Annotated in this window: 16 protein-coding genes; all 16 read left to right on the forward strand. The window is 53.6% G+C overall.

Annotated features, from left to right (window positions below):
• Positions 1–31: 31 nt before the first annotated feature.
• The 16 genes from GCU45_RS28240 to GCU45_RS28315 all read left to right on the forward strand — a co-directional run bounded on the left by GCU45_RS28240 (position 32) and on the right by GCU45_RS28315 (position 15,386).
• Positions 32–256, forward strand: a complete 225-nt coding sequence (locus GCU45_RS28240) for a flagellar FlbD family protein (RefSeq protein ID WP_076168142.1) — start codon at positions 32–34, stop codon at positions 254–256.
• Positions 253–720, forward strand: coding sequence for a flagellar basal body-associated FliL family protein (locus GCU45_RS28245; protein WP_076168140.1), 468 nt, complete (start codon positions 253–255; stop codon positions 718–720). Before GCU45_RS28240 ends, GCU45_RS28245 begins: the two co-directional genes overlap by 4 nt.
• A gap of 34 nt (positions 721–754) precedes the next feature.
• Positions 755–1,753, forward strand: coding sequence for a flagellar motor switch protein FliM (gene fliM / locus GCU45_RS28250; protein WP_076168138.1), 999 nt, complete (start codon positions 755–757; stop codon positions 1,751–1,753).
• A complete protein-coding gene (gene fliY, locus GCU45_RS28255; RefSeq protein WP_152402240.1) occupies positions 1,743–3,017 on the forward strand; it encodes a flagellar motor switch phosphatase FliY in 1,275 nt (424 codons plus the stop codon). The genes fliM and fliY overlap by 11 nt, the downstream gene beginning before the upstream one ends.
• Before the next feature lie 26 nt (positions 3,018–3,043).
• Positions 3,044–3,409 (forward strand): response regulator, encoded by a 366-nt coding sequence (locus tag GCU45_RS28260; RefSeq protein WP_076168133.1) that lies wholly within the window; start codon positions 3,044–3,046, stop codon positions 3,407–3,409.
• 8 nt (positions 3,410–3,417) lie between these two features.
• Positions 3,418–3,951 (forward strand): flagellar biosynthetic protein FliO, encoded by a 534-nt coding sequence (locus GCU45_RS28265; protein WP_076168131.1) that lies wholly within the window; start codon positions 3,418–3,420, stop codon positions 3,949–3,951.
• A complete protein-coding gene (fliP, locus tag GCU45_RS28270; protein WP_089546549.1) occupies positions 3,948–4,700 on the forward strand; it encodes a flagellar type III secretion system pore protein FliP in 753 nt (250 codons plus the stop codon). Before GCU45_RS28265 ends, fliP begins: the two co-directional genes overlap by 4 nt.
• Positions 4,701–4,732: 32 nt before the next feature.
• Positions 4,733–5,002: a flagellar biosynthesis protein FliQ gene (gene fliQ / locus GCU45_RS28275; RefSeq protein ID WP_076168126.1), complete on the forward strand. Its 270-nt coding sequence runs from the start codon at positions 4,733–4,735 to the stop codon at positions 5,000–5,002.
• Positions 5,003–5,014: 12 nt separating this feature from the next.
• Positions 5,015–5,803: a flagellar biosynthetic protein FliR gene (gene fliR / locus GCU45_RS28280; protein ID WP_089546550.1), complete on the forward strand. Its 789-nt coding sequence runs from the start codon at positions 5,015–5,017 to the stop codon at positions 5,801–5,803.
• A gap of 22 nt (positions 5,804–5,825) precedes the next feature.
• Complete coding sequence (gene flhB, locus GCU45_RS28285; protein WP_240913006.1) at positions 5,826–6,914, forward strand: flagellar biosynthesis protein FlhB; 1,089 nt, start codon at positions 5,826–5,828, stop codon at positions 6,912–6,914.
• A 21-nt stretch (positions 6,915–6,935) separates the two neighbouring features.
• Positions 6,936–8,969, forward strand: a complete 2,034-nt coding sequence (flhA, locus tag GCU45_RS28290; protein ID WP_076168118.1) for a flagellar biosynthesis protein FlhA — start codon at positions 6,936–6,938, stop codon at positions 8,967–8,969.
• Positions 8,966–10,405 (forward strand): flagellar biosynthesis GTPase FlhF, encoded by a 1,440-nt coding sequence (gene flhF / locus GCU45_RS28295; protein ID WP_152402241.1) that lies wholly within the window; start codon positions 8,966–8,968, stop codon positions 10,403–10,405. Before flhA ends, flhF begins: the two co-directional genes overlap by 4 nt.
• Positions 10,402–11,316 (forward strand): MinD/ParA family protein, encoded by a 915-nt coding sequence (locus GCU45_RS28300; protein WP_152402244.1) that lies wholly within the window; start codon positions 10,402–10,404, stop codon positions 11,314–11,316. The genes flhF and GCU45_RS28300 overlap by 4 nt, the downstream gene beginning before the upstream one ends.
• Before the next feature lie 35 nt (positions 11,317–11,351).
• Complete coding sequence (locus GCU45_RS28305) at positions 11,352–12,746, forward strand: protein-glutamate methylesterase/protein-glutamine glutaminase (protein ID WP_152402247.1); 1,395 nt, start codon at positions 11,352–11,354, stop codon at positions 12,744–12,746.
• A gap of 13 nt (positions 12,747–12,759) precedes the next feature.
• Entirely contained in the window at positions 12,760–14,844 is a 2,085-nt protein-coding gene (locus GCU45_RS28310; protein WP_152402250.1) for a chemotaxis protein CheA, read from the forward strand.
• A gap of 80 nt (positions 14,845–14,924) precedes the next feature.
• On the forward strand, positions 14,925–15,386 hold the full coding sequence (locus GCU45_RS28315) for a chemotaxis protein CheW (protein ID WP_105443621.1): 462 nt from the start codon (positions 14,925–14,927) through the stop codon (positions 15,384–15,386).
• Positions 15,387–15,394: the final 8 nt, after the last annotated feature.

The following is a 15,394-nucleotide window of genomic DNA, read 5'->3' on the forward strand; positions in this document are numbered from 1 at the left end:
GTCCTCCTCCGATTTCCATAGGAGGCCTGCTATGATTTTAGTTACCCGGTTAAACGGCTCACCATTATGGCTGAATGCCCTGCTTATCGAAACAGTGGAAGAAACGCCGGACACGTATATTACCCTGGTTACGGGCAAACGAATGATTGTTTTGGAAAAAGCGGCGGAAGTCATTTCCCTGGTGAAGCAATACAATCAGGAAATCGGCGTTCACAACGCAACTATTAAAGTGCAACAAACGGAGGAATCCCCATGAAAAAGATGCTGCCCTGGCTAATAACGATACTGCTGGCGATTACACTGATCGTGCTTGCCGCATTTTTGCTGATGGATAAATATTTCGGGAGCAGTTCAAACGAAACGAAATCGGCCGCCCAAACGATCGAGGCTCCAAAATTATCGGCAGACGAGCTTGTGGAAATCACTTCGGAGATTACGGATATCAAGACCAATCTCGCGGATCAGGATTATATCGTATTGATGAATTTTGCGTTCCAATTGAACGACAAAAAATCGAAGGAAGAATTCGATAAGATCAAAGAATTCGAAATCAAGCCCATCATTATTAAAACGCTCGCCGATACGAGACCCGAGGAACTGAAGGGCTCCAAAGGAAAAGACCAATTAAGCGCAAAATTGATCAATCTGATCAATAAAACCCTGACACGAGGGAAACTGACGCAAATCTCCATCACGAACTTTGTTTTGACGCCGCTGTAACATAACGACCGGAAACCGTAAGGGGGTGAGATGATTGGTTGATGTATTATCGCAAAATGAGATTGACGCCCTGCTCGCCGCACTGTCGTCCGGTGAAATGGATGCGGAGGAACTTAAAAAAGAAGAGACCCAGAAAAAAATCCGTTCCTATGATTTCAAGCGGGCCGTCCGCTTTTCCAAGGATCATATCCGAAGTCTGACACGGATTCATGAAAATTTCGCGCGTTATCTGACGACCTATTTTTCCGCACAGCTGCGGACGTTTGTTCAAATTAACGTCGTTCAGGTCGAGCAGCTTCCTTATGACGAATTTATCCGCTCGATTCCGAAGATGACGATTCTCAATATTTTTGAGGCGGAACCTTTGAAAGGAAGAATGGTGCTGGAGGTACACCCCAACGTGGCTTATGCCATGCTGGACCGGCTGCTGGGCGGAGTCGGAAACGCTCCTTCCAAAATCAACTCGCTCACCGAAATCGAAACGACGATCATGGAGCGGATTTTCAGCCGGGCGTTCGAGAGCTTGGCGGAAGCGTGGAAAACGGTGCTGGATATCTCTCCGCGGATGGAAGCGATGGAGACGAATCCGCAGTTTATGCAGATCGTCTCACCGAACGAAACCATCGCCCTGATTTCACTCAGCACCAAAATCGGCGATACGACGGGCATGATCAACCTCTGTATTCCGCATGTAGTGCTGGAGCCGATCATGTCGAAGCTCTCGGCCCATCAGTGGTTTGTATCGGAGAAGAAGTCCAGCGTGCCGGAGGAAGCCGAGTCGCTCAAAAACCGGATCAGCCAAGCCAAGCTGAGCATGATCGCCGAGCTTGGGGAGTCTTATATCTCCGTATCCGAGTTTTTGGGATTGAATGTAGGGGACGTCATCAGCCTGGCCAAGCCGGTACATTCGGGACTGAAAATCAAGGTTGGTGACCGGTTGAAGTTTATAGGAAGCCCGGGTACCGTCAAAGACCGCGTGGCCGTGCAAATCGACGAAATTGTCAGCGAAGGAGCTGAGGAACTTGACGAGTAAAGATTATTTATCCCAGGAAGAGATCGACGCCCTGCTGAAACAGACCGAAGCGGCCGACTTCTCCCGAAATGCGGGTTCGACGGTAGATGATTATTTAACGCCTCTGGAGCAGGATGCACTGGGAGAGATCGGCAACATTACGTTTGGCAGTGCAGCCACCGCACTTTCGACGCTGCTTGGCAAGAAGGTGGACATTACGACGCCGAAGGTGTCTATCATTACCCGCAGCCAGTTTGAGGAAGAGTTCCCCAAGCCCCATGTGGCTGTTCATGTCACATATGTGGACGGTTTTGAAGGGATCAACTCTTTGGTCATTAAAACGCGTGACGCTCAGGTCATCGCCGACCTGATGCTGGGCGGAGAAGGTGATCCGCAGGATGCGGAGCTGAACGAAATCCATATCAGCGCGGTTCAGGAAGCGATGAACCAAATGATGGGCTCTTCGGCCACTTCGATGTCGACGATATTTAACCGGTTCGTCAATATTTCGCCGCCAGGCATCGACATTCTGGACATGGCCAACGGCGACGGGGTCAACAGCCTGCCTTCCGAGCAGACGCTGATCAAGATCTCTTTCCGGCTCAAAATCGGAGAACTGATCGATTCCACGATCATGCAGCTGCTTCCGGTCCAGTTCGCCAAGGATATGGTCAGCATGCTGATCCATGGTTCGGACGAGGCGGAGCAGTCGATGCAGCAGGCGGCTCCAGCGGTTGAAGCGCCTGAGCGGCCGGCATCTCAGCCTGAGGCCTCTTACCCGCCTCCGGCAGCCAGTCAGCAAGCTCCGCAGCAGCAGGATTACGGAATGCCGTCCGGCGCGCCGGGCTACGGTGCTACAGCTGCCGGGATGCCTGCTTCCATGCCGGGGCAAGCGTACGATCCGAACATGCAGAATCCTTATGCGGCCATGCCGCAGCATTACGGGGCTATGCCTAACCGGAATGTCAACGTGCAGCCCGTGCAATTTGCGAATTTACAAGGTGGCTCGTTCGGCCAGGTCGATCAAAATAATTTAAACTTATTGATGGACATTCCTCTTAAAGTCACCGTAGAATTAGGAAGGACCCAGAAGCAAATTAAGGATATCCTGGAAATGTCTCAAGGTTCAATCATCGAGCTGGACAAGCTGGCGGGCGAGCCGGTTGACATCCTGATCAACAACAAGCTGATCGCCAAAGGCGAGGTTGTCGTTATCGATGAAAACTTCGGGGTGCGTGTCACGGATATTCTCAGCCAGTGGGACCGAATACAAAAATTACAATAGCAAAATTTAGGGAGGATTTTTAATCAATGGCAAATCGAATTCTTATCGTGGATGACGCTGCATTTATGAGAATGATGATCCGTGATATTTTGACTAAAAACGGTTTTGAGGTAGTCGGAGAGGCCCAGGACGGATCCCAGGCGATCGAGAAGTTTAAAGAGCTTCGTCCGGACCTGATTACGATGGATATTACGATGCCGGAAATGGACGGGATCGCCGCGCTGAAAGAAATCAAAAAGATCGACCCGGCCGCGAAGGTCATCATGTGCTCCGCCATGGGGCAGCAGGCGATGGTCATCGACGCCATCCAAGCAGGCGCGAAGGATTTTATCGTCAAACCGTTCCAGACCGACCGCGTTATTGAAGCCATCAATAAGACGCTGGGAGTTTAGGACTTTAGATGAGTAATCCAGATACGCCGCTTCCTGGCTCCGGTAATTACGCCCTCAGCCTGGTTTATGTCATCATCGTCCTGGCGGTGATTATTGCACTCATTATTCTTCTGATCCGTTTTCTCGGCCGGAAAAATAAAACTTGGTTCAGCAGCCGTTCGATCCGGACGCTGGGGGCTGTCGGGCTGGGGCCGAACAAATCGCTCCAGGTCATTGAAATCGGCAGCAGCGTATATTTGGTCGGCGTAGGCGAAGATATTCGCCTCGTCGATAAAATCACCGACCCTGACGAGGTCGCCGTCATCCTGGCATCGTTTGAACAGGATCCGGCATACTCGCAAAACGGGTTATCGCCATTGGTGGCCAAGCTTGCTGCAAAGCTGCGCAAAACGGGACCGGTATCCGAGGAGATCAGCCTGGAGGAAACGCCGGAATTTCATGAAGTATTTGACGAGAAGCTGCGCCGGATGTCAAACCGTAAAGAGAAGATGGAAGAGCTCCTGCGGGAAGACAATACTACAGATCGGTTGAGGGAGCCATGAAAAAGAAGGTTTTGTTCGTTTGTATCATCGTTACATTGATCAGCCTGCTCTCGGTGACGGCCGCCTTTGCGGATCCGATACCGAATATCGATATCCAGGTAGGGGACTCCGGAGGGAAGCCAAGCACCAGCTCGCTCTCGATTCTGCTTCTCATCACGGTCATCAGCATCGCGCCGGCGCTGCTTGTGCTGATGACCAGTTTTACGCGGATCGTGATCGTGCTCGGTTTTGTCAGAACGTCGCTTGGAACTCAGCAGATGCCCCCTAACCAGGTCATCGTAGGGCTGGCTCTTTTTTTGACGCTGTTTGTCATGACGCCAACCTTTTCCTCCATCAATGATGTGGCCCTGCAGCCGTATTTAAAAGGAGAACTGACACAGACGCAGGCTTTGGACAAAGCGGCGGAACCGATGAAAAAGTTCATGTTCTCCAACACAAGGGAGAAGGACCTGCTGCTGTTTATGAAATATACCAAGATCGAAAAGCCGAATACCTACAAGGACATTCCGCTCACGGTCATGGTGCCGGCGTTCGCGATCAGCGAGCTCAAAACGGCCTTTCAGATGGGATTCATGATCTTTATTCCTTTTCTCATTATAGATATCGTCGTATCCAGTACCTTAATGGCGATGGGCATGATGATGCTCCCGCCGGTCATGATCTCACTGCCGTTTAAAATTTTGCTGTTTGTGCTGGTGGACGGTTGGTATTTGGTCGTCAAGTCGCTGCTGATGAGCTTTAATACCTGAATGAGTATGAAGAAGGGGCGGGATGCTCAGCCATGAATTCGGAATTTATTATCGGTCTCGCCGGCCAGGCGGTATATACCGTGCTGAAGGTCAGTGCGCCCATGCTGCTGCTGGGACTCATCGTCGGTCTGGTGATCAGCATTTTCCAGGCGACAACCCAAATTCAGGAGCAGACGCTGGCATTTGTGCCAAAGATCGTGGCCGTACTGCTGGCGATTCTTTTCTTTGGGCCATGGATTCTGACGACGCTGGTGGACTTCACTTTTAACATTTTGGACAACTTGTACAAATACATCGGATAGGCGGACTTATTCATGAACATGCTGCTGGAAAGTCTGCCGGTTTTTATGCTTATTTTTTGTCGAATTACAGCCTTTTTTGTTGTCGTTCCGGTGCTTTCTTCCAAAGGAGTCCCGAATATTTTCAAAATAGGCATCGCTTTTTTCGTATCTGCGCTTGTGTACCTAACTTATGGCGTGCATCAGAGCGTTCCGGCAGATGTGACGTACGTCCTCTTGATCATCAGGGAAGTGCTGATCGGGCTGCTGCTCGGATTCGTCGCCTATGTGCTGTTTATGGTAATCCAGACGGCCGGCTCCTTCATCGACATCCAGATCGGCTTCGGGATCGCGAACGTACTGGATCCAATGACGGGCACCTCAGCGCCAATGCTGGGCAACTTCAAATACATGTTCGCCCTGCTGCTGTTTCTGACGATGAACGGGCACCACTATTTGCTGGACGGCATCATCCGGAGCTATGACTGGGTTCCGCTTTCCAACGAGTTGTTTATGAGAATGGCGGACGGCAGCTTGTCGGAATTTTTGATCAAGACGTTCGGCCAGTCGTTTGTCCTTGCCTTTCAAATGTCGGCTCCGCTCGTCACGGCGCTGTTCCTGACAGACATCGGGCTGGGATTTCTGGCACGCACCGCACCGCAGTTTAACGTATTTGCCGTCGGGATGCCGCTGAAAATTATTGTCGGACTGATGATTCTGTTTTTGCTGGTACCGAGCTTTTCCTATATTTTCGGCGACTTGTTTGGGATCATGTTTGAGTCGATGCAGACGCTTCTGGGGATTATCGGTCACAAGCCTGCGTAATGTGAGGATGGAGGGAAGGAACGTGTCCTACAGGTATCCCCTGGATCTGCAGCTGTTTGGCGGAGAAAAAACCGAAAAAGCGACCCCGAAAAAGCGGCAGGATACCCGGAAAAAGGGCCAGGTCGCCAAAAGCCAGGATTTAACCGGCGCGGTCGTTCTGCTGGCTTCCTTTTTCAGCCTTCTCATGTTCGGCTCATCGTTCAAGGAGCGGCTTGTCGGACTGTTCAAGGACATTTTTCTGAACCGCCTGACCATGGATTTGTCGATTAACAACGTCATGAGCCTCGCCGTGGAATACGGCATCGACATTTTGCTGCTGCTGGCGCCGGTGTTTCTTACCGTCGTCGTCATGGCGCTCGCCGCCAATTTGATGCAGGTCGGTTTCATGCTGACGGGGGAATCGCTGAAGCCCAAATTCAGCAAGCTGGACCCGATCAAGGGGTTTAAAAATATATTCTCGGTCCGTTCTCTGGTCGAGTTCGCGAAATCGATCTTAAAGCTGGTGATCATCGGCTTTCTCGTTTATCAAACGCTTAGAGGAGCTATCGCGGATATCGGCAAGCTGTCCGAGGTTAATATCGAGAAGACGTTTCATTTTGTGGCCAGTTTGACGATGACGCTCGGCCTAAAAATAGGGGCCGCCCTGTTTGTGATGGCCGCACTGGATTTTTTGTATCAAAAGTATGAGTTCGAGAAGAGCATTCGGATGTCAAAACAGGACATTAAAGATGAGTATAAAAAAATGGAGGGGGATCCGCTGATCAAGGGGAAGATCAGGGAGCGGCAGCGCCGGATGGCGATGCAGCGGATGATGCAGGAAGTGCCGAAGGCCGACGTCGTCATCACGAACCCGACCCACTTCGCGGTGGCCCTGAAGTACGAGGGCTCAAACATGGAAGCCCCGCAAATCGTAGCCAAAGGGCAGGATTTTGTGGCTCTTCGGATCAAGGAGATCGCCAAGGAAAACGGCGTGATTACGATGGAAAACAAGCCGCTGGCCCGTGCGCTGTTTCAAAGGGCGGAGATCGGGGACTCGATTCCCGCCGATTTGTTTCAAGCCGTGGCTGAAGTACTGGCTTATGTATATAAATTAAAAGGCAAAGTGAGATAAGGGATCGGAGGTAAGGAAGCTTTGAAATTAAAAGAGATAACGATACTGACCGGCGTCATCGGCATTGTAATGATGATGATTCTTCCGATCCCGTCCTGGCTGCTCGACGTGCTGCTGGTCATCAATATTTCGCTCGCGCTCATTATTTTGCTCGTCGCGATGAATACGCAGGAAGCGCTGCAGTTTTCCATTTTCCCTTCGCTTCTGCTCATTACGACGCTGTTCCGGCTGGCGCTGAACATTTCGACGACCAAGCTCATCCTGTCCGAGGGCTTTGCCGGCGACGTCGTCAAAACGTTCGGCAGCTGGATCGCCAGAGGGGAAATCGCCGTCGGGTTTATCGTCTTTCTGATTCTGGTCGTCGTGCAGTTCATCGTCATCACGAAGGGATCGGAACGCGTGGCGGAAGTCGCCGCCCGGTTCACACTCGATGCGATGCCCGGCAAGCAGATGAGCATTGACGCCGACCTGAACGCCGGCATGATCAATGAGCAGCAGGCCAGGGAGCGGCGCCGCAAAGTAGAACGCGAAGCGGACTTTTACGGCGCAATGGACGGTGCGAGCAAGTTCGTCAAAGGGGACGCGATTGCGAGCATCATCATCCTGTTGATCAACCTGGTCGGCGGTTTTATTATCGGGATCGCCATGCGGGGCCTGTCCTTCCAGGATGCGATGTCCACCTACTCGGTACTAACTATCGGGGATGGTCTGGTCAGTCAAATTCCCGCACTCTTAATTTCAACGGCTTCCGGTTTGATCGTGACGCGTTCTTCTTCGGAAGGCAATTTGGCGAACGATCTGACCAAACAGCTGCTGTCGTACCCGAAGCTGCTGTACATTGTGGCGGCGACGATTGCCCTCCTTGGGTTGTTTACTCCGATTCATCTCATCACGACGCTTCCGCTGGCCGGGCTGCTCGCTTTTGCCGCTTACCGGATGCAGCGGAACATGGACAAAAAGCAGATCGAGGTGGAACAGCTGGAAGAGGAACAGCAGATCGAAGAGGTGCGCAGTCCGGAAAGTGTCATCAACCTGCTGCAGGTGGACCCGATCGAATTCGAATTCGGTTACGGATTGATCCCTTTGGCGGATACACAGCAGGGCGGAGATTTGCTTGACCGGATCATTATGATCCGCAGACAGTGCGCCTTGGAGTTGGGACTTGTGGTCCCGGTGATCCGGATCCGCGACAATATTCAACTAAAACCGAACGAATATGTCATTAAAATTAAAGGGAATACCGTCGGAAGCGGTGAATTACTATTAAATCACTACCTGGCCATGAGTCCCGGTTACGATGACGAATCGATCACGGGAATTGAAACTTTGGAACCAGCTTTCGGACTCCCAGCCTTGTGGATTGACGAAGCGACGAAGGATCGCGCGGAGCTTTCGGGCTATACGGTAGTGGATCCGCCGTCCGTCGTGGCGACCCATTTGACCGAGCTGATCAAAAAGCACGCCCACGAGCTGCTTGGACGGCAGGAGACGAAAACGCTGGTCGACAATTTGCGCGAAAATTATCCGGTTCTCGTCGACGAGCTCATTCCGTCGGTGCTGTCGATCGGAGATGTTCAGAAAGTACTGGCCAAGCTGCTTCGTGAGAAAATATCGATTCGGGATTTGGTGTCGATCTTTGAAACGCTGGCCGATTACGGCCAATATACGAAAGACCCCGATGTGCTGACCGAGTATGTGCGGCAGGCATTATCCCGCCAAATTACGCAGCAGTTCTCAAGGGAAGGCGAGACGCTCAAGGTCATTACAGTAGGGCCAACGCTGGAGAAAAAGATTGCCGACAGCGTCCAGCAGACGGATCAGGGGAGCTACCTGGCGATGGATCCTGTTTCTACCCAGACGGTGTACCAGAAACTCAGTGAGCAGATCAACCGCCTGCTTCAATCGGGACAGCAGCCCATTTTGCTTGCCTCGCCGACCATCCGGATGTATTTGCGCCAGGTGATCGAGCGGACCATGCAGGATATTCCGGTTCTTTCTTACAGCGAGCTTGAACCCAATGTAGAAATTCAAAGTGTCGGAGTGGTGAACTTATGAGAGTAAAGCGATATGTGGTCGATACGATGCCTGAAGCTATGCTCCAAATCCGCAATGACCTGGGCAGCGATGCCGTCATTCTGAGCACGAAGGAGACCAAGCTGGGCGGCTTCCTGGGCATGTTTAAGAAGAAAAAAATCGAGGTCATCGCCGCGGTGGAAGCAGACGAACAGGCGAATACAGCAACGAAACAGCGGCAGGCGCAGGCCCCGGCTCCTCAAAAGGCGGCCGTCCCACAGAAGGCCGTGCCGCAGGCATACAAGAAGACCGCCGAGCTGACCCTTGCCGCTACCGGCGTCAAGGTTTCTGCTGATCAAGCCCAGCCGGAGGCCGCTCCTGCGCGTCCGGAGCCTTGGGGGGCGGAGATGACATCCGTTCAAGCCGGCAAGGCCGTGACCCAGACGGCAAGCTATGGGGAATCAGCAGCTGCGAACGAGACGCCGCCTTCCAACGTAACGTTCCCTCTTTCGGAACGGGGGCAGATCACCGGAGCGCTCAACCGCTCTGAACAGCCTCAGCCGGCGGGGGAAAGAGAGCCGGAGGCCAGAAACAGCGTGGAGGCCAAGCTGCTGGAAGAGCTGCAGGAAATGAAGGCGTGGATGGCCAAAATCTCCCGCCAATCGATGATGAAGCAGCAGCTGCCGGCTGTGCTGGAGAAGCTGCAGGAGCGGCTGATCCAGCAGGAGGTCGATTTCGACCTGATCGAGGAGTGGATTACCTCTTCCTTCGATCATTGGGAAGAGAGCGGCCGGACGCTCGGGGATGCGGAATTGTTTGCACATGTACGCAGCCAGGTGCTGGCGTTCCTTTCGGAGCGGTTTGGCGGAGGCATTTCCAATCGGACACGGATCGTCTATGTCGCAGGTCCTACGGGGGTCGGCAAAACGACGACCATCGCCAAGCTGGCTGCGGAACAGCTGCTGCGTTTTCACCGGAAAGTTGGCCTGATCACATCCGATACCTACCGGATATCGGCGGTTGACCAGCTTCGGACGTACGCCTCCATCCTGAATGTCCCGCTGGAGGTCGTGCAGTCGCCCGGTGATATGCAGCGGGCGTTTCAGCGCCTTCAGGACTGCGACATCATCCTGATGGACACGGCCGGCCGCAACTATCGTAACGAACTGCTCGTCTCGGAGTTGCAAAGCCTGTTTTCCGCCATCACGGACCACAGCGAAACCTATCTGGTGCTCAGCCTGACATCCAAGAGCCAGGATATGAAGAAGATCACAGAACACTTCAGCAAGTATGGGCTGGACAAGGTGATCTTCACCAAGCTGGATGAGACCGGAAGCTGCGGCTCCGTCTTTAACCTGATCCGGGAATACCCGCTGTACCTGTCCTATATGACCAACGGCCAGAACGTGCCTGAAGACCTTCTGCTTCCGGACAGCAAGAAGCTGTGCGGTATGCTGCTTGGAGAAGAGGCGCCATGATGGACCAGGCACAAGCATTAAGGGATTTGATCCGGAAGCAGGGATCCGGCGGGAGAGGAGCCGAAGCCGGAATGGAACCGAGGCTGACCGGGAAGGGGAAAACCGCCAAGCTGATCACCGTCACAAGCGGAAAGGGAGGCGTAGGCAAATCGAACTTTACGCTCAACTTTGCCCTTGCCCTGCAGGCGATGGGACGGAAAGTGCTGGTGTTTGACGCCGATATCGGTATGGCCAATATCGATGTACTGATGGGCATCTCGCCCAAATTCAACCTGTACCATTTGCTCCAGCGTGAGAAGTCGGCGAGCGAAATCATCGAGAAAGGACCGCATTCGTTGTCTTTTATCGCCGGCGGCTCCGGGTTATCCGAGCTGCTGTCACTCTCCGAGCAGGATCTGGCTTATTTTACGGAGCAGATTGAAGGACTGGCAGACGAGATGGACTATATCATCTTTGATACCGGCGCGGGGCTGTCCAAGGAGAACCTGAATTTTATCCGTTCGGCGGATGAATGCCTGGTTGTGACCACCCCGGAGCCGACCTCAATCACCGACGCCTACGCTTTAATCAAGGTGGTCAGCGGCGCGGAACCGGGCGTTACCTTCAAGCTGATCATTAATCGGGCGGGCGATGAGAAGGAAGCGGCTCAAACCGCCGACAAAATCGCCATGGCGGCCCGGCGTTTTCTGGGCGTGGAAACGACCATGCTGGGTTACATCGCAGATGACAGTCATGTTGTACAAGCTGTGAAGAAGCAGGTTCCCTTCTCCCTTGCATACCCGAACTGCAATGCAGCGAAGGATCTGCAGCGGATCGCATACCGTTACTTGCTCGTACCGGCTCCCCCGGAACCAAGTGCCTTGACAGGAATCAAAGGGTTTATGCATAAATGGCTTCGTCGTACAAAATGATTTTCTGTACTAAGGAACAGAGGTGAACAAGCGGCATGACGCCATACAAAGTCATAGTAGTGGACGACTCGGCTTTCATGCGGAAGATCGTATCCGATCTCATTGAAAAGGATCCCGCATTTCGGGTCGTTGATACGGCCGTTAACGGAAAGGAAGCCGTAGACAAAATTTTAAGCCAGCAGCCGGACATCGTCACGATGGACGTGGAGATGCCGGTGATGAACGGACTCGAAGCGCTTACGGTCATTATGCAGGCGCATCCGCTGCCGGTAATCATGCTGTCCGGCATCAATGAGGCCGGCATGAGGGAGACGATCAAGGCGCTTGAAGCCGGAGCGTTTGATTTTATCCGCAAGCCGTCCGTAGCGCATGCGCAGCAGATCGATGACGTTCGGGATGCCCTGCTTGAACAGATGAAGGCAGCTATGTCGGCCAAGGAACGGAGAGCGCTTTGGAAAGCGGAGGAAGAGAAGCGGAAGAACAAGCCCGCCGCGGCTGCACCGGTTTCAACGCCAGTCCTGCCAAAGCTTGGGCGGAAGCGTCCGCTCCCGGACCTGGCGAAAGAAACCGGCGCTCGTAACGGGGCAGCCGCGCAGGAGAGCGCTCCCGATAAGGAGGTTGTTCTGCAGCAGCCAGACAAGCCCAAGGCGACGAAGCTTTCCAAGCCTGGAGCAGGAAAGAAACATCAGGACTCCCCGAGTAGCAGGACAACGCGCGAACTGACGCACCAGGTGCTGGAATCCGCTCCTTCGGCGCAAGAAGCGAAAACAACCAAGCCGGCGGGAACGGATGCCGCCAAGCCCAGTCGGACAGCGGAGGGCAGGGCAGCAACCGCGTATACGCAGCTTGTTGCGGTCGGCTGCTCCACAGGCGGACCGCGGGCGCTGAAGACGCTCCTTGAGGGCATTCCGGCCGATTTTCCGGCACCCGTTGTTATCGTGCAGCATATGCCGCCCAATTTCACGAAATCCCTCGCCCAACGGCTGAATACGTTCAGCCCGCTGACCGTGGTTGAAGCCGAGCAGGGAATGGCATTGGAGCCAGGGTTCGCTTATATTGCCCCGGGCGGCTATCATACGAAAATCGTGCCGGATCAGAGCCGGGGCTTAATGATCTCGCTGACGGAGGAGAGTCCGGTGGGCGGCCACCGTCCGTCGGTGGATGTCATGTTCGAATCCCTGCTTGAGCTTCCATCCCTGAAACGCCACGTTGTGCTGATGACCGGGATGGGAAGCGACGGGGCAAAGATGATGAAGCGGCTGTACGATGCCGGGGTTACCAGTACGTTTGCGGAGAGCGAGGAGACCTGCATCGTATACGGCATGCCGCGTTCCGCAGTGGAACTTGGCTGCGTGAGTCATGTATTACCGCTTCACAATATTGCCGCAGGGCTCGTCCAGGCTGTAGGCAACGGAAAGCAAACTTATTAGGAGGTGTCTCATAATGGACATGAATCAGTATTTATCCATGTTTATCGATGAGTCCAATGATCATCTGCAATCCTTGAATGAAAACATGCTGCTGCTCGAACAGACACCGAATGATCTCTCCATCGTCCAGATTATTTTTCGCTCGGCTCATACGCTGAAAGGGATGGCGGCTACGATGGGCTTCGAGGACCTGGCGTCGCTGACCCACCAAATGGAGAACGTTCTCGACCTGGTACGGAACGAAAAGCTGGCGATGCAGGACTTTATCTTCGACACGCTGTTCAAAGGGCTCGATGCACTTGAGGCTATGGTGGAGGATATTACCCAGGGCGGCGAAGGGAAAGCCGACGTATCGGCAATCGTTGCCGACCTTCAGGCGATCGTTCGCGGAGAAGCCCCTTCCTCCGGCAGCGCGAAGTCCGCAGGCTCCGCTCCGGCCAAGCAAGAAACCAATACCGCCATCCAGCTTGATGAATTTCAATACTCCGTTTTACAGCAGTCCATAGGGGAAGGGCACCGCGTGCTGTATATTGACGTCGCCATTCGGGACGATTGCCAGCTGAAGGCGGTCCGCGCCTATATGGTGTTTGATTTGCTGGAGAAGTCCGGCGAAGTCATTAAGTCCCATCCAACCGTGCAGGATATTGAGCAGGAAAAATTCGAAAAAAGCTTCTCACTCTACTACATAACACAAAAAGATCCTGCCGAACTCAAACAGCAAATTTTGAACGTTTCGGAGATTGACCAAGCATCAGTAGTAGAACTCGATCACGAATCCTTGCAGCAAATGGCCGAGATGGGGGCGGCATCCGCTCAATCCGCGGCGGCTGTGGCCGAAGAAACGAAACCGGACACTGCCGCTCCGGCAGCCGCTGCGCCAGCGGCAGAGAGCAAGGATAACAAGCCAGCGGCAGCCGCCAAGCCGGCCGCCAAAACCGGCGGTGCCCCGGCCCGCACGATCCGGGTTGATATCGAACGGCTCGATGTGCTGATGAACCTGTTCAGCGAGCTGCTGATCGACCGGGTACGCCTGGAACAGCTGGCTTCGGAGGTGCAGAACCATGCTTTGACGGAGACCGTAGAACACATGAGCCGCGTCAGCTCCGATTTGCAAAATATTGTCCTGAAGCTGCGAATGGTGCCGGTCGATACGGTGTTCAGCCGGTTTCCGCGGATGGTCCGCGACCTGGCCAAATCGCTGGATAAAAAGCTGGAGCTGGTCATTACCGGCGCAGAAACAGAGCTTGACCGGACCGTTATCGATGAGATCGGGGATCCGCTCGTTCACCTTTTGCGCAATGCGGTCGACCACGGCATTGAGTCGCCCCAGGATCGGGTTGCCGCCGGCAAACCGGAGACGGGTACCGTACACCTTCGGGCTTTCCACAGCGGGAATCACGTCTTTATCGAAATTGAAGAAGACGGGCGCGGCATCTATCGCGACAACGTCCTGAAATCCGCGCTGAAGAAAGGCATCGTCACCGAGGAGGAAGCGAAGGGCATGTCGGACGAGCAGGTGCACCAGCTGCTGTTCGCGCCGGGCTTCAGCACCGCCGAGAAAATCTCCGACGTATCGGGCCGGGGAGTCGGACTGGATGTCGTGAAGGCAAAGATCACTTCGCTCGGCGGGCAGGTGACCATTTATTCGACGCCGGGGAAAGGAACCAATTTCTCGGTGCAGCTGCCGCTCACCCTGTCGATCATCGCCGCGATGCTCGTGAAGATGGGATCCGAGAAATATGCCATCCCGCTCAGCTCGATCGTGGAAACCGGCATCGTTAAGAAGGAACAGATCCGCCAAGTGCATGGCAACAAAATGGTGGATTTCCGCGGATCGATGATCCCGCTCATTTCGCTGAGCCGCATTTTTGAAGTTCCTGACTTTAATGAAGAGGACGAAAGTGAAACCGAGATCATCGTCATCCATAAGGGAGACCGTTTGGCGGCTTTGGCCGTCGACGAATTTATCGGACAAAACGAAATCGTCCTGAAAAACCTTGGCAAGTATCTGCCGCAAATCAAAGGAATCTCGGGGGCAACCATTCTGGGCGACGGCCAGGTGGCCTTGATTCTGGACCCGAACGTCTTCATTAAATAGGAAGGTTTGCGATAAAGGAAGGCTTGCGGCGACAGTAAAGAATTGCAAATACGCCGCATTTAAATAAGGAGGTTTAGGGCATGGGAGAAGATATCAAAGTCATTGTATTTAAGCTGGGCAGTGAAGAGTACGGAATCGAAGTCGACAAAGTCCAAACGATTGAGCGCATGCTTCCCATTACACGCGTTCCGAAGACATACACGTTCGTTAGGGGCGTCATCAACCTGCGGGGCGTCGTTATTCCGGTGATCGACCTGCGGGGACGCTTCGGCCTTCCGGAAACCGAACATACGGACCAAACGCGGATCATTATCGTGGTGGTAGGCGAAATGGAAGTCGGCTTTATCGTCGATTCGGCCAATGACGTCATCGATCTGAACAGAGACCGGATCGAGACTCCGCCGGAAGTCGTCGGTGGCATTAAGGCCAGATACCTGGACGGCGTGGCAAAAATCGGCGATGACCGTCTGCTCATCATGCTGAACTTGTCCGAGGTGCTGAAGAAGAGCGAAATTATTCAGCTGGAAAGCCTAGAGGAGTAGTTCGTGGA

Source organism: Paenibacillus cellulositrophicus (assembly GCF_009363095.1).
Classification (GTDB): domain Bacteria; phylum Bacillota; class Bacilli; order Paenibacillales; family Paenibacillaceae; genus Paenibacillus_AQ; species Paenibacillus_AQ favisporus.